Source organism: Aeromonas sp. PS2Canimalfood6 (genome assembly GCF_048276795.1).
GTDB lineage: Bacteria > Pseudomonadota > Gammaproteobacteria > Enterobacterales > Aeromonadaceae > Aeromonas > Aeromonas caviae.
Genome location: NZ_JBLUXC010000019.1, coordinates 12700 through 32748, shown reverse-complemented (window position 1 = coordinate 32748; position 20049 = coordinate 12700). Strand labels below are relative to the sequence as shown.

Genomic DNA, 20049 nt, shown 5'->3' with positions numbered 1-20049 from the left:
CGCGATGCTTGTTATCCTGTCGCGCTCTGCCCCCGGTTCTCCAGCCGCTGGCGGAAGGCCCGGGCGAGGCGCTCGTAGAGGTCCTTTGCCTCCCTGTCTTCAATATCGCCACGTATCCAGGGGTTGTCGATGATTTCCAGCAACACGCAGCCCTGACCCTGCTGGCGCAGATCCACCCCGAACAGGCCGTTGCCGAGCTGGTGCACGGCGCGGCGGGCGGTTTGCAGCACCCGCTCCGGCACGTCGCTGAGGGGCAGCGCCTCGATGCGGCTCATGTCGAGGGGGTGTTTGCGGCGACGGATGCGGTTGCCGGGTTCGGGTCGGTAGCGGCGGCAGGCGAACAGCGGCGAGCCGTCGAGAAAGCCGATGCGCCAGTCGAACTCGGCAGGGATCCGGCTCTGGACCAGCAGCAGGGCGGAGCGGGCCAGCCCCTCGTCCAGCAGGCGGGCGAGCTGGATGTCATCGCTGGCCATGGCGAGGTCGCGCCCCTGGGCGCCGTCGGGGATCTTCACCATCAGCGGCAGACCGAGGCGCTGCACCAGTTCGTCCACATGCTGGCGGCCGCGGCGGGTCACGACGGTGGTGGGGGGCATGGGCACGCCGCTGCGCACCATCAGCTCGTAGAGATAGAGCTTGTTGCTGCAGGCGAGGATGGCACGGGAGCTGTCGATGACCGGCATCTTGAGCTGCTCGGCACGGCGGGCAAATTCGAAGGTGTAGTGGCCGACCGCGGTCTCGGCGCGCAGCCAGAGGGTGTCGAACTCCGGCAACCGCTCGATGGCCGAGGGAGGCAGGATCTCGGCCTGGATCCCCTGGGCAGCGGCCGCCTTGATGAAACGCTCCAGCGCCAGGGCATCGCTGCTGGCGCGGCCGTCGTTGGGGTCGACCAGGATGGCGAGCTGGTAGCGTGGCGCCGTCTGTTCCTCGTCCCCCGTGCCCACCAGCGCCTGGGCGTGCTGCACCATCAGCGCCTTCTCGCTCGGGCTCAGCGCCAGCGGTGACAGGCTCTCCTGCTGGCGCACCGACCAGCCGTGGCGACCGCGCTTGAGGGTCAGCTCCTGCAGCGGCAACTGGCTCAGGCCGTAGTAATAGCGGGCGAGCCCCGCCAGCTCGCTCTGTTCGCACTGGCCGAAGATGGCGCGCACCCGGATCCTGTCCTCGCTCTGCTGGGCCAGCCAGCCCTGCAATTTGCGCCACAGCTTGGCGGGAGGCTGCTGGGGTTGCAGCCTGCTGATGGCCTGCAATCCCGGCAGGCAGTGGTGGCCGCGGGCCTGGGCCAGCAGGGAGCAGTAATAACCGGCCCCCAGGTGTTCCAGGCTGCGGCAGAGGTTGATGATGCGCGGACGCCCCCCTGTGGTGGGCAGACCGTGTTGCAGGTAGGTGCGGGCGGTCAGCAGATAGTCGGCATGGCAGGGCCAGTCGCCCGGCTCCTCGACGATGACATAGGTACTCATATTTTCAGGCTCCACAGAAAGGACTGCCAGAAACGGCAGGATCCCCAGTGGGCTTCGATGCACCGACAAGCACGACAATGGCGCGAGGGGAAACAAGAGGTTACAGTGCCTAATATTCTGCCTTGGTAACTTGTGATACAAGTCGCATTTCTGGTGCTGAGGATAAATAACCGAACAAGGACTCCCCGTGTTGACCGTGCGCGCCGCCCGAGCCGATGATTTGGGCGCCATCGTGAAGCTGGAACGCTACTGTTTTCCCCCCGAGGTCGCCTTCGGCCGCAGCCGCTGGCACTATCTGCTCAATCAGGCCAAGGGGCGCACCCTGCTGCTGCAAGACGAGAAGGCGCAGGTGATGGGCTATGTGAGCGTGCTGGAGCACAAAGGCTGGGATCGTCTCATCATCCAGACCCTCGCCATCCGCTGGACCATCCGCCGTCAGGGGTGGGCACGCCTCCTGCTGGAGCAGGTGATCCGGGAAGGGCGCGAGGCCGGCTGGGGGGCGATTCGCCTCGAGGTCGCCGACGCCAACCCAGAAGCCAGGACCCTCTATCAGGGGCTGGGGTTTCGCCCCGGGGTACGGCTGCCCGATTATTACGGGCCCGGCCAGCATGCCCACCGCCTGGTGCTGGCGCTGGGGAATGAGCGGCAGGCGCCATCATGAGTTGCGAAGATTGCCTGGCTACGGCCATCAGGGCCAAGCTCGGGCGCTGCCCGGTCTGTGCCGCCCAGACCTTTCTCATCGGGGTCGTCGGCTGGCTGGTCTGGTGGTGGTGCGGCGCCGATACCTCGGTCAACGCCCTGACCGGCCTGCTGTTTGCGCTGGGGGGCTCGGGTCTCTTCCTGCTGCATCTGGCGGTGTTCGCATGGCGAAAGCTGGGCAAACGCGACATATAACGTGCTGATTTTTCAAGAAGACAAATAACAATGGAGGTTCACATGATTGCAATGGTAACGGGCGCCTCGTCCGGCTTTGGTGAGGCCATCAGCCGCCTGCTGGTGAGCGCTGGCCACCGGGTGATCGGCACCGGGCGCCGCGGCGAACGGCTGGCCGCCCTGTCCGAGGATCTGGGCGAGCAGTTCCTGCCCCTGGTGTTCGACGTCCAGGACAAGGCTGCCACCCGCGCCGCCATCGAGGGGCTGCCGACCGAATGGCAACAGGTGGACCTGCTGGTCAACAACGCCGGCCTGGCACTGGGGCTGGAGCCTGCCCACAAGGCAGACCTTGAGGACTGGGAGCAGATGATCGCCACCAACATCAGCGGCCTGACCCTGATCACCCGGTTGCTGCTGCCGGGCATGGTGGCGCGCAACTGCGGCCACGTCATCAATATCGGCTCCATCGCAGGGACCTATCCCTATCCGGGCGGCAACGTCTACGGCGCGACCAAGGCGTTCGTGAAGCAGTTCAGCCTCAACCTGCGTGCGGATCTGGCGGGCACGGCGGTGCGTGTCACCAACGTGGAGCCCGGCCTGTGTGGCGGCACCGAGTTCTCCAACGTGCGCTTCCACGGCGACGACGCCAAGGCGGCCACCGTCTATCAGGGGGTGCAGGCCATCCTGCCGGAAGACATCGCCAATACCGTACTCTGGATCAGCGAGCAGCCTGCCCACGTCAACATCAACAGCATCGAGATCATGCCGGTGGCCCAGACCTTCGGTCCGCTCCACATCAGCCGTCGCTGATGTCATGACGAGCCGACTTCTGTCCACAAGAGGCGCCTTCGGGCGCCTTTTTTTGATGGGTCTGGTCGCACTCGTCATGGAGTGCAGAAGGAGGCGTGTTGCAACCCCGTGCTGAAACGTCGAAAGAGGGGGTACTCAAGTTGGCCTGCATTTTGCTGTCTCCGGCCCATGGCGGGGAAACCATCCCCGGAGCCGGCGAGGCCGGCAGTGAGCGTGGAGCCTTCATGGATATCAAACCCTATGGTCATCAACTCGCCCAGAGCGCGTCCCAGAACCGAGCCCTGGCGACCCTCAGCGACAGCGACGACAAGCAGAGCGGCTGGTCTCAGCAGGTCAGCCTCTCCAGTCAGGTGCTGACCGGCAAGGCGCAGCAGGCACTGACCTACGAGCATCTGGCCAGGAACGGCAAGAACACAGTCCTGACCGGTGGCGTCAAGGATGCGCGGGTGCAGCAGATGGTGGACAAGGCCCTGGGCTTTGATCGCAAAAAATTTGACGATCTCGAGCGTCAGCTCAAGGGGATAGCGGATGACAAGACGCTCTCTGCCGAGGAGCGCGAAACGCAGAGCAAGGACCTGGCCGCGCAGCGCGATGCCATGCTCAAGGAGGCCATGGATCGCCTCACCGGCAAATCCGCCTCCCAGGCATGATGTGATTCAAACGGAAATCATTGGGCGTTAAAGGCAAGGGGTTGCCCCCTTGCCACGGGGCTGGCAGGCCGTGGTCAGGGCTCAGGGACTCTGGGGGGCGATCCCGATGGCGATGGCGGTGGTCTGTACGGCTTTGATCTGGTCCCCCTTGGCGATGAGGGCGAACTGGGCCGGATCCTGCACCTTGAGGGTCAGGGTATGGTCGACCCCCTTGACCCGGATGGTCTGGTGCGCCTTGTCCACGTCGATGACGTCGGCATAGATGGTTACCTGCATGCCAGCGCCGGCAGCGGGTTTCTCCCCGGCGGCCGCCTTGCCCCCTTCCACTTCCACCACCCGTTTTCTCACCCCGGCGGTGCCCTTGAGCAGGGTCAGGTCCAGCAGTTGCAGATATCTCAGGGCCACGACATCTCCCACCTTGAGCTGGGGAAGGTTGGTCACCTCCTCCCCGGCGATCAGGTCCAGGGTCTGCCCTTCGGCATTTTTCAGGCTGACCTTGCGGGTGGCCAGGTCGATGGCGGTGACGGTTGCCCTGGCGGTCAGTTCTTCGGCCAGGCTGGCTTGTCCGGGGGCCACGGCCACATGGGTGGTGACCTCGGCGGCATAGAGCAGGGGAGGGGCACAGAGGGTGAGGACACCCGCAATCCAGGCGTGCTTCAGTTTCATGATAGAGACCCTGTGAGTGGGAAAGGGACCCCGGGAGGGGCTTGAGGGGGCGACGAACTCGTCTTCCCGCTATCACCATAGCAAAGCCGGGCAGGAGCGCCCGGCATCGGCAGGCTGGCATCGTATTTTTGACGACAGGCTCCCGTTTTTGACCTGATGGCACGGCAGGCGCACAATTCCCCGGCATGCAATCAACCGAGGGCTCTGCCGTGTACAACTTCCAATATGCCAATCCCACCCGCATCTGCTTTGGTGAAGGCCAGATCGCCAGGCTGCCCGAGCTGATCCCGGCCGGCAGCCGTCTGCTGGTGCTCTACGGGGGTGGCAGCATCAAGCAGAACGGGGTCTATGAGCAGTTGACCCAGGCGCTGGCGGGCCGGGAGTGGCTGGAGTTTCCCGGCATCGGCGCCAACCCCCAGTACGATCAGCTGATGGAGGCGGTGGCTCTGGTCAAGCGCGAGCGCATCGACTTCCTGCTGGCGGTGGGTGGCGGCTCCGTGGTGGATGGCACCAAGTTCGTGGCCGCCGCTGCCTGCTTCGAGGGGGACGATCCCTGGGAGATCCTGCGGGACAAGGCCCCCATCAAGGCAGCGCTGCCGCTGGGCTGCGTGTTGACCCTGCCGGCCACCGGCTCGGAGAGCAACCCCGCCGCCGTGGTGAGCCGGGGGGAGGCCAAGCTCTCCTTCTACAATCCGCTGGTGCAACCGGTGTTTGCGGTGCTGGATCCCGCCACCACCTACAGCCTTCCACCGCGCCAGGTGGGCAATGGCGTAGTGGATGCCTTCGTCCACATCCTCGAGCAGTACCTCACCTTCCCGGTGGGGGGCGAGGTGCAGGACCGGCTGGCGGAAGGGCTGCTGCAGGTGCTGGTGGACAACGGTCCGCGCGCGCTGGCGGAGCCCACCAACTACCAGGTGCGCGCCAACCTGATGTGGGCGGCCAGCCTGGCGCTCAACGGCCTCATCGGTCGCGGCGTGCCCCAGGACTGGTCCACCCACGCCATCGGTCACCAGCTCACCGCCCTGCACGGGCTGGATCATGCCCAGAGCCTGGCTGTGGTGTTGCCCTCCCTGCTGCGGGAGCAATCGGCCCAGAAGCAGGAGAAGCTGGCGCAGTTCGCCGAGCGGGTATGGCACTCCAGCCGCGAGGACAAGGCGCTGCGCATCGAGGAGGCCATCATCCGCACCGAGCAGTTCTTCCAGCAGATGGGGGTGGGTACCCGGCTTGCCGACTACGGGCTGAGCGAGAGCTGCATCCCCGGTATCTGCTCCAACCTCAAGCGTTTCGGGCTGACCGCCCTCGGGGAGCAGCAGGACATTGATCCCGACAAGGTAGCCAGGATCCTGTCCCACGCGCTGTAAGTCATCCTGGCAACCATAGTGGCGCGGATCCTTTCCCTCGCCCTCTGATCACCGGCTGGCCAACGGAAAAGAAAGCGCCCCGATCATCGCAATGCTGTTCAGATAAGCACTTTTTTGACTGATTATTCATAAATTGGATTTGAGTTGAGGGGGCAAGGCTGTGTCCAGTCGATCTTCCTCCAGCCTTTATCCAGCGGGGCTTGCAATAGAAAGAGGGAGGCATCATGCCTCCCTCGATTTTTTGTCCTGATACTACGTGGACTGGAACTCAAATTCTCTTAAGTGAACAGCATTGCCCCGATCATCGAGGCGTTTTGCGTGGTGTCGCCGGGCACTGCCGTTTATTCGGCGCTGCGGTCCAGCTCGCGCTCCAGCGCCGCCGCCTTCTGGCGGGCCGGATGGGTATTGAGGCGCTGCCAGTAGGCTTGCAGATGCGGGAACTGGGCCAGCTGGCCGCTCTGGGCCAGCAGATCCACCAGGAAGGAGTTCAGGATGTCGGCGCCGGTGAGGCGATCGGCCACCAGGTAACGGCGGCTTGCCAGCACCTCATCGAGGTAGCCCAGCACCTTGGTACACTCGGCTTTGGCGTAGTCCGGCAGGAAGCGCATCGGGCTGCCATCCTTGCGCACGAACATATCGAGCAGCAGCGGCAGAATACCGGAGCTCTCGGCGAAGTGGAGCCACTGTAGGTATTCGGGATACTCCGGGCTGTCAGTGGCCGGTGCCAGCCGTTCCGGAGCGTGGCGGGCGATCAGGTATTCGGTGATGGCACCGGATTCCGCCAGCACCCGGCCGTCAAACTCGATGACCGGCGACTTGCCGAGGGGGTGGACGGCCTTGAGCTCGGGCGGCGCCAGGAAGGTGGCGGCATCGCGCTGGTAGGCCTTGATCTGGTAGGGCAGGCCCAGCTCTTCAAGCAGCCAGATGATGCGCTGGGAGCGGGATTTGTTCAGGTGGTGCAGGACTATCATGGAAACCTCGACGCAGTGACGGAAGGCGGTGATACGCAGCGCCCCGGCAGCAGGTTCACTTATGGATGAAAAAGAGCGGGCGTGGTGCCCGCTCCTTCGTCGATTGACTCAGGCCTCCAGCGCCTGATCCAGATCCGCCAGTATGTCCTCGATGGCTTCGATCCCCACCGACAGCCGGATCATCTCAGGTTTCACTCCAGCCTTGGCCTGCTCCTCTTCGCTCAACTGGCGATGGGTGGTAGAGGCGGGGTGGCAGGCCAGGGACTTGGCGTCGCCGATGTTGACCAGCCGCTTGAAGATCTTGAGGGCATCGTAGAAGCGCACGCCCGCCTCGTAGCCGTCCTTCAGGCCGAAGGAGAGGATGGCCGAGGGGCGACCGGCCATGTACTTCTCCGCCAGCGGGTAGTGGGGGTGACCCGGCAGACCGGCGTAGCTGACCCAGGCCACCTTGGGGTGGTGCTTGAGGTGGTGGGCCACCCGCAGAGCGTTGTCCACGTGGCGCTCCATGCGCAGGCTAAGGGTTTCCAGCCCTTGCAGTAGCAGGAAGGCGTTCATCGGCGCCAGCGCCGCCCCGGTATTGCGCAGCGGCACGGTGCGCACCCGGCCGATGAAGGCAGCCGGGCCGAAGGCCTCGGTGTAGACCACCCCGTGATAAGAAGGCTCGGGTTGGGTCAGCTGGGGGAAGCGCTCGGCGTGATCCGCCCAGGGGAACTTGCCCGAGTCGACGATGACGCCCCCCAGGGAGTTGCCGTGGCCGCCGACATATTTGGTCAGGCTGTGCACCACGATGTCGGCGCCGTGTTCGATGGGTTTGCACAAGACCGGAGTGGCGACCGTGTTGTCGACGATGAGCGGCACGCCGCGGGCGTGGGCCACCTTGGCGAAGGCCGCCAGATCGACGATGTTGCCCGCCGGGTTGCCGATGCTCTCGCAGTAGACCGCCTTGGTTTTGTCATCGATGAGGGCGGCGATGGCCTCGGCGCTGTCATCCTTGGCGAAGCGTACCTCGACCCCGAAGCTCGGCAGCATGTGGGCGAACAAGGTGTAGGTGCCGCCATAGAGCTGAGGGGTGGAGACGATGTTGTCACCGGCGGCGGTCAGCGCCTGGATGGCGTAGGTGATGGCGGCGGAACCTGCCGAGACCACCAGGCCGGCGATGCCCCCTTCCAGCGCGGCCATCCGCTGCTCCAGCACATCGTTGGTGGGGTTCATGATGCGGGTGTAGATGTTGCCTGGCACCGCCAGATTGAACAGATCCGCCCCGTGCTGGGCGCTCTCGAACTCGTAGGCCACCGTCTGGTAGATGGGCACGGCAACGGCCTTGGTGGTGGGGTCGTTGGCAAAGCCGTGGTGCAGGGCCAGGGTCGCATCTTTCATCACACACTCCTTGTTGGATGTTGCTGGGTAGCAGTTATAGATGGATAGACGTCCAATCTATCAGGCCCAGCGCCGATGTAAACCACCCATTCCGGCAAAGCAATGCCGGGGGATGGCGGTGACCGGATGGCGTCTGTGACGGCGACCTCAGAGACGGCGGCGATACTCCCTGTCGTCTATCTGGTGCATGTCCCACTGCATCAGGCGGTTGAGCTGCGCCATGGGATCTTCGACCAGCGTCAGAGGGCGGGGCAGGATCCTCAGGAAGTAGCGACGAAGGGTTTGCTGGATCCGGTTCGGTTTGAGGGGGTTGGCATGGCTCATGATGGTGCTCCTGTGCTGTGGTGTTCACGTTCGCCAGCAGTATTGAGCTAAAATGCGGAAGTAAAAACTGATGACTTTCAGAGACAGGATTTCCTCTTTTATGCCTACCACCCGCCTTTATCAGCAATTTCAACGGCTCACCCAGCAGCTTGGCTGCGACGAGCGGGAAATCAGCCTCGCCGAGGTGGCGGACCTGCTCTGCTGCACCCCCCGCAATGCCCGCCTGCTGCTGCGCCGCATGGAAGGGCAGGGCTGGCTTTGCTGGACGGCAGAAGCGGGGCGGGGGCGGCGCTCCCGCCTCACCCTGCTGGACAACCAGGAGAGCCTGACCCGGCGCCGATTGCGGGATCTGCTGAGCCAGGGCCAGCTGGCGCAGGCGGTGCGGCTGGCCGAAGATCGTCTGGATCTGCTCACTCCGCTGCTTATCGAGCAGCTCGGCCAGGCCACCCGGGAGGGGCGCCAGATCCTGAGGGTGCCCTACTACCGGCCCCTGCCCGGTCTGCTGCCCACCGCGCCCTTGCGCCGCTCCGAAATTCACCTGAGCCGCCAGATCTTCAACGGCCTGACCCGGCGAAACGAGGAAAATGGGGAAATCGAGGGGGATCTCGCCCACCACTGGGAGTGTCTGGCCCCCTGTCACTGGCGCTTCTATCTGCGCCCCGTGGTGCGTTTTCACCATGGCCGCGAACTGGTGGTGGAGGATGTGATGGAGAGCCTGCAGGCCTTGCGGGATCGCCCGCTGTTCACTCATCTGGCACGGCTGGAGAGCCGCTGGCCGCGCACACTGGACATCCATCTCGACAGCCCGGATCCTCTGCTGCCGCACCTGCTGGCCGAGCCGGTGGCGGCCATCCTGCCGCGGGAGCTCAAGGGGGAGGCGAAGTTCGCCCTGCAGCCGGTGGGCACCGGCCCCTATCGGGTGAGCGCCAACGATCCCCTGCACCTGTGCCTCGAAGCATTTGACGACTATTTCGGACTGCGGGCCCTGCTCGACGAGATCGACATCTGGATGCTGCCGGAGCTGGCGGAACGACTGGAGAGCCACGTCAGGCTGGGCAGCGACACCCCGGAGCTTGGCTCCATGCGCGGGGAGTCCGAACTGGAATCCGGCTGCTACTTCCTGCTGCAGGACGACAGATCGGCCCCCCTGCAGGACCCGGCCCTGCGCCAGTGGCTGACCCGGCTGCTCAACCCCATCGCCCTGATGGCCCGGGTGGCCCCCGAGCTGCAGCGGGGCTGGACCAGCGCACTGGGCCTCCTGCCCCACTGGCGCGAGAGCCTGCCTCTTCCCGAGCCCGGCCCGGTCAGCCTGCCAGCGCGGCTGGTACTGGCCTGCTTCAACCAGCATCTGGAGTTCAACGAGTGTGCCAGCGCCATGAGCAGCCTGCTGGCAGAGCATGGGATCCAGCTCGAGGTGCGTACCCTGGACTACGGGCGCTGGGTGAGCGGGGAGGATGAAGATGTGGATCTCTGGTTCGGCACCCTCAACCTGGAGCATGAGCACGCCTTCGCCCCTTACGCCTGGCTTCAGGGCACCCCCTTGCTGCGCCGGGTGTGGGGCGGCCAGCAGGCCCTGTGGCAGGGATTGACGCAGTGGCGCGCCCATGGTGAAGAGCCCGGCCCCCGCGCCCTGCTGGCCGAGGTTCAGCGCCAGAGCTGGTTTGTGCCGCTGTTTCACCACTGGCTGGAGCTGGAGAGCCGGGTCGGCGTGCACGGCGTGCGCATGACGGCCCTTGGCTGGTTCGATTTTCGCTGCGCCTGGTTAAAGCCCGAGCAGGTGGCGCAGGAGCCGGAAACCGGTGGTGGCTCTCACCCCCAGGCAGGGACGCTTGAGTCGGGCGGGTTGGCGCGCTAGCCTGTGCGCGGTCCTACGACAAGGAGTCGACATCCATGCTGGAAATGCAGATCCAACCCCGTTTTCAAGAGACGGACGCCCTCGGCCACATCAACAACACGGTGCCGGCGGTCTGGTTTGAATCGGCCCGTGATCCCCTGTTTCGCCTCTTCTCGCCCGAGCTGGATGTGCATGACTGGCATCTGATCATCGCGGGCTACACGGTGCAATTCAAACGGGAGCTGTTCTATGGCCAGATGGTGTCGATCAAGACCGGCGTGCGGCGTATCGGTACCAGCTCCTTCACGCTCTGGCAGGAAGCCTGGCAGGGCGGCGAGCTGGCGGTGACCGCCGAGACGACCCTGATCCATTTTGACTACCGGACCCGGCAGTCCATCCCTTTGAGCGAGGCTCACCGGGAGGGACTGAGGGTCTGGCTGGTAGAGAGTTAATCCGGCCTTCGGGCCTACCACAGGACACTTATGCGCACAACCGCGATCGCCCTGAGCCTCGGCTTGGGACTGGGACTCTGCTCCCTGCCTTCATTTGCCGCCTCCCTGGCCGAGCAGTTCACCCTGATGGAGAAGGGGGCCGACAGCGCCCTCGATACCCGCTTGTTCAGCCACGATGGCGCTGACATCAAGGCCTGGGTCGACGGCACGCCCGTCATCATCGCCGTGCCCATCCTGAACGAGCAGGGTAAACAGGAAGGGGAGAGCCGTTACTACTTCAAGGGCGGCAAGCTGTTCGGGGTGAAGGAGCCCGCCGCCCAGTTCGCCTTCGATGACAGTGGCAAGCTGACCCAATGGCTGGACGACAAAGGGCAGCCTGCGGAGTTTGTCAGCAAGATGAGCATGCAGCAGCGGGAAGCCTGGCTGACCAGACGGGCGGCCGAGCTGGGCGGGTTGTTTGCACCGAGCACCGCCGAGGAGAGGGCTGACAAGGGCGTCAAGCTCAAGGGGGCCGAGCTCGCCCAGTGGCTCTGCAATGGCAAGCTGATGGCGCTCGCCGGAGGTGACAAGGTGACCTTCGAGCCGGCCAAACTCAAGAGGAGTGCAGAGGGCATCAAGGGAGAGGTTTCCCTGCGCCAAGAGAAGGGGTGGCAGGATCTCTGCCTCACCTGCGAGGTGCAGGGCAACCGGGTGACTCGCCTCACCTGGCAGCCGCTGCCGGGTGCCAACAAGCCGCAGTAAGGGCGGCAGCGTCAAAGAATGGGGGCCCACTTGCGGGCCCCTTTTTCATGCCGGTTACTGCTCGTCCAGGGTGAGCCGGGTGAGGGCCTCCACCCGTCGCCACTGACCGGGCTCGAACCAGCGTGCCAGGATCTCCGGCTGCTGGCTGACCCGGGCCTCGGCAGGCAGGGGCCTGATCTCGGCCAGATAGCCGGCCAGCTGCTGCTCGAACGCCTGCTGGCTCTCTGCCAACTGGTGCAACCGGTCTGCCGCCTCCGGTCCCAACTGTTCGCGCAGTGCGGCGTCACGCCCGGCTGCGGGGAGTTGCTCCAGAGCCTGCAGATCGCCCAGCAGGCGGCTGTTGGCCTCCGCCTCCCGAAACCACTGGGGCTGCTCCGCCAGCCAGAGCTCCAGCTCGCTCGCCAGCAGCGGCTTGTCGGCATCGCTGGACTCCGCCAGCGCCTTGCGGCGCAGGGTCCACTGCTCCATCAGCCTGTCCTCGGCAAACAGCTGCTCCTGCTCGACCGGGGTGAAGCGCTGCCTGCGCAACTGTTCGCGCTCGTCGAACAGTTTCTGCAAGCTGGCGAGGCCCGGATCCGTCGGCACCGTCAGGCTGCCCTCGGCCGCGAGAAAGGCTTCATGGCGGGCCTGCAGCGAGCCCTTGTCCGACGGTGGTGCAGCCTGCCTGACCAGAGGGGAAGCGGGCCCGACATGTTGCGGCGAAGGGGCGGTTGCGTCAGCGGAGGGCCAATACTGCCAGTCCCCCAGCAGCAGGGCTGTCGCCAGCGGAGCAGCCATCAGCCATGCCCTGTTCATAGTCCCAGCCTCTGCAGGCGGTTGGCGTGCTGGCGATAGAGGTTGACCGGGTTGGTCTCGAACAGGTGGCGAATGCCGAACGACTGGTTCACCTCGTCCAGATGGTTCATGCGGTAGTGGGTGCCGATCACCTTGCCGAGGTGGCTGCTGCACACCCCGACCAGGCCGTCACTGGGCTCCTTGAAGAAGCTGCCGGTCAGCGCCAGCGCCGGATCCACCGGATCCAGGATGTTGGTCATGGTGCCGCGTCCGCTCCAGGAAAAGTAGTAGACCCCGTTGGCGGCCTGCATGGGCCCTTCACCACAATGCTGGCTCGGCAGCCCTTCCGGGTAGCGCTGGTTGAAGCGCTGGGCGCCGGTGCTGGTGAGGGCGTCGAGGGCGGCGAGGGGATCCTGCGGCAGCTGGCTGCCCCCGGAGAGCAGCGAGATGACCCCGGACAGAGCCGAGGCGGCGGCCACCGCCAGACCTTCGGCCGCCGAGCCCGGCGTCACCTTGGCCCGCACCAGGTCGGCGATCTCCGAGCCATGGTTGACCCCGCCCACGCTGGTGGCGGAAGCGACCAGCTCGGGGGCGACCGAAGCGACGTAGCGAATGGTGGGGCCACCGTGAGAGTGGCCGATGAGGTTCACCTTCTCCGCCCCCGTGATGGCGAGCACCTGCTGCACCTGCTTGAGCAGCTGTTCACCGCGCAGCTCCGAGCTCTGGGTGGCGGAGACCTGGGCCACGTAAACCTTGGCGCCATCCTGGGTCAGGGCCTGGGGGATGCCGTAGAAGTAATCGACCCCGAGCAGCTTGTCGAAACCGAACAGACCGTGCACCAGCACTATGGGGTAGCGGGTCTGGGTATAACCGGCGCCCTGACCCAGCATGGGCAGGGCGCACAACAGCATCAATAGCCATCTTTTCATCTTCACCGTCCTTGTGAAAAAACCGGCTGCATTCTGGTCGTCACCGGGGCAGCCACCGGCCTCATGCCAGTACCGGCAGCATGGTGGCTGAACTCAGATGTATCTGTGGATGGGATCACTAAACCGGGGATTGCAGAAAAACCCTACCCATATGGGCAAAAAAGGCGGCACCAACTATTCCTTGTGTCTGCCCATTAAATAAGTTAAATAATAATTATTATCATTTGAGTGGTCGAGTCATGACGGGAACCTGGGTGAAGGGGTGGGTCGGTACCACCGGAGCGGACAGCAGCATGGCGCACTGGAAGGCGCAGACCCTGAGTGGCAACCGTCATTTCGATGCGGGGGAGTACGCCAGGGCGCTCGACTGCTATCAGCAGGCGCTGTGGCTTGCCCGCCAGCAGTTTGCCGACTGGCACGATGCCGACGAAGCGGTGGCGGCCCTGGTGGTGGCCCATCACAACCTGGCGGATCTGCTGGTGGCCATGACCCTGCCGGATCGGGCCGCCGACCTGCTGTGTCACATCCACGACTGCCTGCTGGCCACCAGCCAGTCCCCCACCAGTTCCGCTGCCCTGCGGGAGGCGGCTGTTCGCCACGCCCGCAGCACCCGTACCGAGCTGCTCGCCTTTCTGGGCAAACACGGTCATCACGACGGCATCCAGCGCAGCCTGGGTCAATGTCTGTGTCAGACCGGCTCTGCCCATCAACTGCATTGAGCCCAACAGGAGAGACAATGAACATGAGCCATACCCTGCCAGCCCTTCCTTACGCTTATGACGCGCTGGAACCCCATATCGATGCAAAGACCATGGAGATCCATCACAGCCGTCACCATCAGACCTACATCAACAACCTCAATGCCGCCCTGGCCGATCTGCCGGAGCTGGCTGCCCTGCCGCTGGAGGCATTGCTTGCCCGTATCGACAGCCTGCCGGCCCAGGTGCAGGGGGCGGTGCGCAATCACGGCGGCGGTCACGCCAACCACAGCCTGTTCTGGCAGGTGATGAGTCCGCAGGGCGGCGGCGAGCCGGACGGCGAGCTGGCCGCAGCGATCGAGCGGGATCTGGGTGGGCTGGAGGCCTTCAAGCAGGCCTTTACTCAGGCGGCGCTGAGCCGTTTTGGCAGCGGCTGGGCCTGGCTGGTGGTCGATGGGCGCGGCAAGTTGCAGGTGGTGAGCAGCGCGAACCAGGACAGCCCCCTGATGGAGGGGCTCACCCCCATACTCGGGCTGGATGTGTGGGAGCATGCCTACTACCTCAAGTACCAGAACAAGCGTCCCGACTACATAGCCGCGTTTTACAACGTGATCGACTGGGATGAGGTGGCACGGCGTTATGTGGCAGAGCTGGCCTGATCGCCGGAAATACCGAGCCCAATGAAAGAGACCCGCCTGTTGGCGGGTCTCTGCTATTGAGGAGTCAGTGTGCTGCCAGTGGCCGGCGCCGCGCTGGCGGCAGCCGGATTATCCACGGGCGTAGCTTCGCTCGGCACGGCTGCACTGGTGGCCAAGGCACTGCTGGTTGCAGCCGCTGCACTGGTGGCGGTTGCCGCGCTCACGGCCGCTGCCTGCTTGGCTTTCGGCTGATGAGGGGGCGGTGCAATGGGCAGGCAGGGCTGGCTTGCCCCTATGGTGCTCAACGCCTGGCAGGGGACCGGGCCGCCGATGACGATGGGCTCGCCGAGGAACTTGGGACCCTTGTCCAGCACGTAGAGGTCCAGCAGCCCCATCAGGCGGGCGAACACCTCGCGCACCCGGGTCTTGATGCCCTGATAGGCGCTGGGATCCACGGCGTTGAAGCCGACCGCCTCGATGCCGAAATGGCGGGCGATGAAGATGGCACGCTCGTTGTGAAAGGCCTGGGAGACCACGGTGAAGTGGGCCTGACCGAACACCTCCTTGGCACGCACGATGGAGTCCAGAGTCCGAAAACCGGCGTAGTCGCTATAGATGGCGCTGGCTGGAATGCCGGCCTGGATCAGGGCCCGCCGCATCTGGCGCGGTTCGTTGTACTGCACGGTGGCGTTGTCGCCGGAGACCAGGATGTAGTCCACCTTGCCGTTGTTGTAGAGCTCGGCGGCGGCCTTGATCCGGTATTTGAAGTAGTGGTTCGGGCTCCCGCCAATCAGGTATTTGGAGGTGCCGAGCACCAGGGCGACCCGGTTGTAGGGCACCGCGTTGACGTCGTCGTAGGTGTAGTGACGGGCGTCCGAGACGGTCCACTCGCTGTAGCCAAGCAGGGCGGCGATGGAGGCCAGCAACAGGCAGAGGCAGGCGAGCAGGATCTTGGCAAACTTCTTCATGCGCGGTGCGGTTCGGGTCTGAAGTAAGAGAAGACAGGGGGCCATTCTATTACAAGTTGTTGTGGCGCGTCAGGTTTGATGGCGGCGCAGGGGCTCACTCGGGCAGAGGTTGTCGCAGCGTGCGCCATGATCCCGGGCATATCAAACGGCGCCATAAACAAGGGGCGGCCATGGCCGCCCCTTGTCATCGTCGTCTCGTCCTCAGTGGGAGGAGTCGTTGGCCTTGCACTCGTCGGAGTCCTTGTTGGCTTCCCACCAGGGCAGCAGCTCGCGGCCGAGCCACTGCTGGTAGGCCTCGCTGTCATTGGCAATCAGCTGGTCCAGCTCGGCTTCGAAGGCACTCATGGCCTGCTCTCGATCCGGGTTGCGCAGGGCCTGGGCCATGGCCAGCCAGCTGGCGCCGCGACCGGTTTCGTTCAGGAAGCGGTGTACCGTGTAGGACCAGGAGTAGACCATCTCGCCGCCCTTGTCGTAATCCAGGTGCAGGATGTCGGCCAGGGCCGGACGATCGCTGGCCGGGCGGCCGGCGACGTTGTCCAGACCACGGGTGAAGCACTGGCCGTGGGCGATGAATTCCGCCAGCCCTTCCGACCACCAGGTGGTGCGGTTGAGCGGGTAGTGGCCGAAGCTGCCGTACTGGTTGAAGCGGCCGTCCAGGTAGTGCACGTACTCGTGGCGCAGGTTCCACACCTGGAACGCAGGACGCTTCCACTCCGCCTCGTAGGCGAAGAAGCGGGCCTGGTTGCCGGGGCGCGCCGGATCCCCTTCGAGGTAGATGCCGCCGTTGTCGGTGGAGACGCCGCCAAACAGAGCACTGCCGTAGCGTTTCCAGTCAGCGGAGGAGTCGAAGATCACCAGTTCCAGCGCCTCGTTGTGATCATCCGCCACCGGCTGCCAGCCAGTTTCCATCTGCTGATGGAACTGCTGCTCTTCGGCGCCCAGTTCACGGCAGATCCCCTCGGCCTGGCTCATGGTCAGATCCTGGGCCCGCAGGCGCAGGGTCGGCGAGCAGGTGTGCTCGAAGGGCAGCACGTCCTCCACCCGGATCGGGGTGCAGAGCCCGGCGAAGTCGCCGCTGATGCAGGCTTCGCTGGTGCGGTCCGTGTAGGTCAGGTAGTAGGTGGAGAGGGTCAGCGACATGTCTTCCAGCAGATCCTGGCTCTGCTGGCCACCGGGGATCAGGTCGTGGTGGCGAACCAGTGCGATGACGGAGTCATCCAGCAGCTTGCGGTAGCCGTCGAGCTCGTCCGGGCGGGTATAGCGGGCGACCCGGTAGAGACGGGTGTAGGCATCCAGCACGTTGTTGAGCAGGAACAGATCGGCGCCATCCCTTCCTTGCCACAACGCGAGTTCGCTCATGCCGAGGGCGTGCAGCTGCTTGCGCAGCTCGCCATCCTGCTGGCGGAAGTCGTTGGCGAAGGGATCGCTGTAGTCGCTGGCGAAGTCGAGGAAGTTGAGCAGATCGAACAGGCCGGTCGCCCAGGCGTGCTGGCCGTTGATCTCGCTGGCATGGCGGGTGCTGTAGGCCAGCATCTGGTTGAATTCACCGAGCAGGGTACCAAAGCGGCTCTGTACTGCCGGGCTCTTGAACTGGCCGTGCAGGGCGATGCTCCAGGCACCCATGACGGCGCCTATCTCGTCGCTGGCCTGCTCCGGGAAGAGCAGCGGATGGGCACCCAGCGCCGTCAACGCCTCGGCCAGCGCCTCGGCGGCGGCCGGGCCGTCTTCCTTGTGCTTGCCGTAGTTGTGGTAGTTGTGGGCGCGCACGTATTCCAGCAGCAGCTTCATGGCCGGATGGGCCGGCTGATTGGCCGCCAGCAGGCTCTGGATGCCGCGCGACACGGCCAGCAGCTTGGTGTCATCGTGACCATAGTTCTCCTGCCAGACCGGCGCGGGCTGGCCACTGGCATCCTGCACTATCTTGGCCGCTTCGGCGTCCAGCAGTTCGGTGCCCGGCAGATCCGGCTCGGAGCAGGTGCGGCCGTCGGCACGGCGACAGTCGATCTGCTCTTCCTTGCTGGCCAGCACGATGGGGCGGTTGAGCACCCGGCTCTCCTGCCACTCGGTTGTTTCCGGCAGGGTCTGCCATTCGCTGCCCCCCACCGGGTATTGATAGCCTGTGTCCTTCAAGACCACCTGCACTTCGCTGCCGGCGGGCAGGGTCTGACGGCATACCCGGTAGCTGATGGTCTTGTCCCCTTCCTGGTGGGTCTGGGGTTCATCGCACTCCTGCTGGGCCTTGATCTCGTCCAGCAGCCAGGTGTACTGGCGCCAGACGTGCAGCTCGCTCACCTGTTTGGCGGCCTGGCTGCCCGCGATGGGCTGCAGGCGGAAGAAGATCTGCTCGAGGCGACCATCCCGTTCGTTGGGGGTCTCTTCCAGCGCCTTCAATTGCTGCCAGTTTTGCGGCTGGTACTGCCATGCCTGCTCGGCGCAGCGACCTTCGGCGTTGAGCTCACAGCGATCCAGCTCCTGCTCGCTGTGACCCAGAATGACCCGTTCAGCCAGCGGCAGACGATCCTGACGCGGCGCGGTCGGGGTGCCCGCCAGCGGCTCCCAGCGGCCCTGCTTCATGCCGTAGCCATAGTCATAGCTGCTGGCCGGGACGGCCTTGCCGGCCGGTACCACCTCTTCACAGCTGAGGTAGCGGATCTGCCAGCCCTGCTCGATCTTGAGTTGCGGCTCGCCGCACTGCTGCTCTGCCAGCGCAGCCAGGTTGGCATCGCGCCAGTCGAAGCGGCGATACACCCTCAACTGCTGATAAGGGGCGTCGCTGCTGTGGGCGCTCAGTTCAAAGGTCACTTCGGTGAGACGATCCCCCAGCTGACGGCTGGATTCACCGTTGAGTTGATACTGTTGCCAGTCGGAGGGGGAGTAGTTGGCCAGCGCCGAAGTGGCGAGCAGGCTTGGGGCTGCCAGGAGCAGCAGCCGGGGAGAGAGGTGCTTCATCATGATCCCTTTGGTGGATGGAGAGGCGTGGGGACCAGAGAGGGTATTGGGCTCCAAAGGAATATCAATTGGCCAGATGGCGCAGCGAAATGATGCATTCGGGAGCAAACAACATAAAAACAGCCCCAAAGGGGGCTGTGTTGATAGCAAGGACTCCGCCCCATATGGGGGAGGCGTCACTCCTCTTGTCGCAAGCTGCGGGCGAGCAGGGTGCGGGAGGGTTTCAGATTGCCGCCGAGATCCGGCCAGGGATGCCACTGGTCCGGCACCATGAAGCCGGGTAACGACAGCCTGATCCAGGCGGCCAGTTCGGCAGGGGGGACAGGTTCGCCATGCCAGTCGATGAAGGCGGCGGGCCTATGCCCCCACTCGTCGCTCGGCACCGGCACCACCAGGGCCTGGGCCACGGCGGGGTGATCCACCAGCCGCTGCTCTATGGTCTCGGGCTGGATGTTCTCCCCCCCCGAGATGAAGAGGTTGTCGAGCCGACCCTCCACCACCAGATCGCCCCCCGGAGTGAGGCGGCCCTTGTCCCGGGTGTGGAACCAGCCCTCTTCATCGAGGGGGCGCACCAGCTCGCCCTCCCTGAAATAGCCGGCAAACAGGGTCTCACCGCGCACGCAGATCTCCCCCTGGCGGATGCAGACCTCCCGCCCCGGCAGCGGGCGACCCACCACGCCGGCGGCGCAGGGTTGCCCGGTGCAGACCTGGCTGCCCATCTCGGAGAGTCCATAGCTCACCTTGGGCTCCAGCCCCAGAGCGGTCAGCCGGTTGACCAGGGGCGCCGGGATGGCGGCGCCCCCGAGCAGCAGCTCTCGCACCCGGGTGCGGGATGGGTCGAACCCCTGTGCCAGCAGGCGCCAGAGCTGGGTCGGCACCAGCGAGAGGTGGGTGATGGGCTGATCCTCGAGCCGCGCCTTGAGGGGCCGGGTGCGATCGTCCAGCACCAGGGCGGCTCCTGCCAGGAAGACCCGGAACAGGATAGCGTAACCGCCGACGTGAAACAGTGGCAGGGAGAGCAGCCAGCCGCAGGCTTCGTCCAGGGGGATCAGGGTGGCGGAACCCCGGGCCGAGGCGAGGTGGTTGGCGAGGCGGTGGACCACCGCCTTGGGGGTACCGCTGGATCCCGAGGTGAGGATCATGTTGTTCGGCTGGTCGGGTACCAGCGGGGACTCCCCATCTGCGGCCAGCTCGCCCGTGAAGTCGAGGCTGAGGGCTTGCCAGTCGCCCGCCGGGATCTCGCCTGCCGACCAGAATGCCCGGGCCTCGAGCTGGCTCGCCAGTTCGCTGTGTCTGGTTGCCGGAAAGGCGGGATTGAGGGGGCAGAAGACGATACCGCTGCGCACGCAGGCCCAGGCCAGCAACACATCCTCCAGAGCGCCGCGCACCACGGCGGCGAGATGATCTCCCCGTTCCAGCCCGGCCCGGGCGAGCTGATTGCACAGGCTGTTGAGGCGCAGGTCGAGGCGCTGGTAGCTAAGAGGCTCCCCGCTGTGGATGGCAATACGATGAGGGGCCAGTGTCGCCCAGCGTCGTACCGGGCAGGTTTCCTGCCGTGGGATCTGACGGGTCACCATGGA

Annotated in this window: 20 protein-coding genes; 10 read left to right on the top strand and 10 right to left on the bottom strand. The window is 65.0% G+C overall.

The window, feature by feature from the left end:
- Positions 1 to 11: 11 nt before the first annotated feature.
- The gene (locus tag ACNPAA_RS10180) at positions 12 to 1454 is read right to left on the bottom strand and encodes a RimK family alpha-L-glutamate ligase (protein WP_010672720.1); all 1443 of its coding nucleotides are present in this window, start codon (positions 1452 to 1454) and stop codon (positions 12 to 14) included.
- A gap of 187 nt (positions 1455 to 1641) precedes the next feature.
- Here ACNPAA_RS10180 and ACNPAA_RS10175 point away from each other — a divergent pair, with 187 nt between their 5' ends.
- The 4 genes from ACNPAA_RS10175 to ACNPAA_RS10160 all read left to right on the top strand — a co-directional run bounded on the left by ACNPAA_RS10175 (position 1642) and on the right by ACNPAA_RS10160 (position 3787).
- A complete protein-coding gene (locus ACNPAA_RS10175; protein WP_201872044.1) occupies positions 1642 to 2115 on the top strand; it encodes a GNAT family N-acetyltransferase in 474 nt (157 codons plus the stop codon).
- Entirely contained in the window at positions 2112 to 2348 is a 237-nt protein-coding gene (locus tag ACNPAA_RS10170; protein WP_041212265.1) for a DUF3624 domain-containing protein, read from the top strand. The genes ACNPAA_RS10175 and ACNPAA_RS10170 overlap by 4 nt, the downstream gene beginning before the upstream one ends.
- Positions 2349 to 2390: 42 nt before the next feature.
- Complete coding sequence (locus ACNPAA_RS10165) at positions 2391 to 3137, top strand: SDR family oxidoreductase (RefSeq protein WP_052815614.1); 747 nt, start codon at positions 2391 to 2393, stop codon at positions 3135 to 3137.
- A 224-nt stretch (positions 3138 to 3361) separates the two neighbouring features.
- A complete protein-coding gene (locus ACNPAA_RS10160) occupies positions 3362 to 3787 on the top strand; it encodes a hypothetical protein (RefSeq protein ID WP_029313593.1) in 426 nt (141 codons plus the stop codon).
- An 81-nt stretch (positions 3788 to 3868) separates the two neighbouring features.
- Here the strand turns inward: ACNPAA_RS10160 and ACNPAA_RS10155 are convergent, their stop codons facing one another.
- Positions 3869 to 4453 carry a hypothetical protein gene (locus ACNPAA_RS10155; protein WP_052815615.1) on the bottom strand — a complete coding sequence of 195 codons (585 nt, stop codon included), beginning with the start codon at positions 4451 to 4453 and terminating at the stop codon, positions 3869 to 3871.
- Between the two features lie 185 nt (positions 4454 to 4638).
- On the opposite strand from ACNPAA_RS10155, the gene ACNPAA_RS10150 reads away from it, so the two are divergent.
- Positions 4639 to 5814, top strand: a complete 1176-nt coding sequence (locus tag ACNPAA_RS10150; RefSeq protein WP_080989986.1) for an iron-containing alcohol dehydrogenase — start codon at positions 4639 to 4641, stop codon at positions 5812 to 5814.
- A gap of 341 nt (positions 5815 to 6155) precedes the next feature.
- Here the strand turns inward: ACNPAA_RS10150 and ACNPAA_RS10145 are convergent, their stop codons facing one another.
- The 3 genes from ACNPAA_RS10145 to ACNPAA_RS10135 form a co-directional block, all read right to left on the bottom strand.
- Complete coding sequence (locus tag ACNPAA_RS10145; RefSeq protein WP_052815618.1) at positions 6156 to 6785, bottom strand: glutathione S-transferase family protein; 630 nt, start codon at positions 6783 to 6785, stop codon at positions 6156 to 6158.
- Positions 6786 to 6893: 108 nt separating this feature from the next.
- Positions 6894 to 8162: an O-acetylhomoserine aminocarboxypropyltransferase/cysteine synthase family protein gene (locus ACNPAA_RS10140; protein WP_201872045.1), complete on the bottom strand. Its 1269-nt coding sequence runs from the start codon at positions 8160 to 8162 to the stop codon at positions 6894 to 6896.
- A gap of 147 nt (positions 8163 to 8309) precedes the next feature.
- Complete coding sequence (locus tag ACNPAA_RS10135) at positions 8310 to 8486, bottom strand: hypothetical protein (protein WP_080769963.1); 177 nt, start codon at positions 8484 to 8486, stop codon at positions 8310 to 8312.
- 100 nt (positions 8487 to 8586) lie between these two features.
- Between ACNPAA_RS10135 and sgrR the strand changes: the two genes are divergently transcribed.
- Genes sgrR through ACNPAA_RS10120 form a run of 3 tightly spaced genes read left to right on the top strand, consistent with a single transcriptional unit; the run spans position 8587 to position 11513 of the window.
- Positions 8587 to 10341 carry an HTH-type transcriptional regulator SgrR gene (gene sgrR / locus ACNPAA_RS10130; protein WP_201872047.1) on the top strand — a complete coding sequence of 585 codons (1755 nt, stop codon included), beginning with the start codon at positions 8587 to 8589 and terminating at the stop codon, positions 10339 to 10341.
- A gap of 35 nt (positions 10342 to 10376) precedes the next feature.
- Positions 10377 to 10772 carry an acyl-CoA thioesterase gene (locus ACNPAA_RS10125; RefSeq protein WP_010672731.1) on the top strand — a complete coding sequence of 132 codons (396 nt, stop codon included), beginning with the start codon at positions 10377 to 10379 and terminating at the stop codon, positions 10770 to 10772.
- A 30-nt stretch (positions 10773 to 10802) separates the two neighbouring features.
- Positions 10803 to 11513 (top strand): hypothetical protein, encoded by a 711-nt coding sequence (locus ACNPAA_RS10120; RefSeq protein WP_171865266.1) that lies wholly within the window; start codon positions 10803 to 10805, stop codon positions 11511 to 11513.
- Positions 11514 to 11567: 54 nt separating this feature from the next.
- Here the strand turns inward: ACNPAA_RS10120 and ACNPAA_RS10115 are convergent, their stop codons facing one another.
- Together ACNPAA_RS10115 and ACNPAA_RS10110 are read right to left on the bottom strand one after the other, a co-directional pair.
- The gene (locus tag ACNPAA_RS10115; protein WP_201872049.1) at positions 11568 to 12308 is read right to left on the bottom strand and encodes a lipase secretion chaperone; all 741 of its coding nucleotides are present in this window, start codon (positions 12306 to 12308) and stop codon (positions 11568 to 11570) included.
- On the bottom strand, positions 12305 to 13216 hold the full coding sequence (locus ACNPAA_RS10110) for a lipase family alpha/beta hydrolase (protein ID WP_201872051.1): 912 nt from the start codon (positions 13214 to 13216) through the stop codon (positions 12305 to 12307). The genes ACNPAA_RS10115 and ACNPAA_RS10110 overlap by 4 nt, the downstream gene beginning before the upstream one ends.
- A gap of 293 nt (positions 13217 to 13509) precedes the next feature.
- On the opposite strand from ACNPAA_RS10110, the gene ACNPAA_RS10105 reads away from it, so the two are divergent.
- Both ACNPAA_RS10105 and ACNPAA_RS10100 read left to right on the top strand, forming a co-directional pair.
- Positions 13510 to 13935, top strand: a complete 426-nt coding sequence (locus ACNPAA_RS10105; RefSeq protein ID WP_029313599.1) for a hypothetical protein — start codon at positions 13510 to 13512, stop codon at positions 13933 to 13935.
- A 23-nt stretch (positions 13936 to 13958) separates the two neighbouring features.
- On the top strand, positions 13959 to 14573 hold the full coding sequence (locus ACNPAA_RS10100; RefSeq protein ID WP_417891730.1) for a superoxide dismutase: 615 nt from the start codon (positions 13959 to 13961) through the stop codon (positions 14571 to 14573).
- A gap of 53 nt (positions 14574 to 14626) precedes the next feature.
- On the opposite strand, the gene ACNPAA_RS10095 is transcribed toward ACNPAA_RS10100, so the two are convergent.
- The 3 genes from ACNPAA_RS10095 to menE form a co-directional block, all read right to left on the bottom strand.
- Entirely contained in the window at positions 14627 to 15565 is a 939-nt protein-coding gene (locus tag ACNPAA_RS10095; RefSeq protein ID WP_111896545.1) for a SanA/YdcF family protein, read from the bottom strand.
- Between the two features lie 156 nt (positions 15566 to 15721).
- Positions 15722 to 18469 carry a collagenase gene (locus ACNPAA_RS10090; RefSeq protein ID WP_201872057.1) on the bottom strand — a complete coding sequence of 916 codons (2748 nt, stop codon included), beginning with the start codon at positions 18467 to 18469 and terminating at the stop codon, positions 15722 to 15724.
- 176 nt (positions 18470 to 18645) lie between these two features.
- Positions 18646 to 20046, bottom strand: coding sequence for an o-succinylbenzoate--CoA ligase (gene menE, locus ACNPAA_RS10085; RefSeq protein ID WP_161470170.1), 1401 nt, complete (start codon positions 20044 to 20046; stop codon positions 18646 to 18648).
- Positions 20047 to 20049 lie beyond the last annotated feature (3 nt).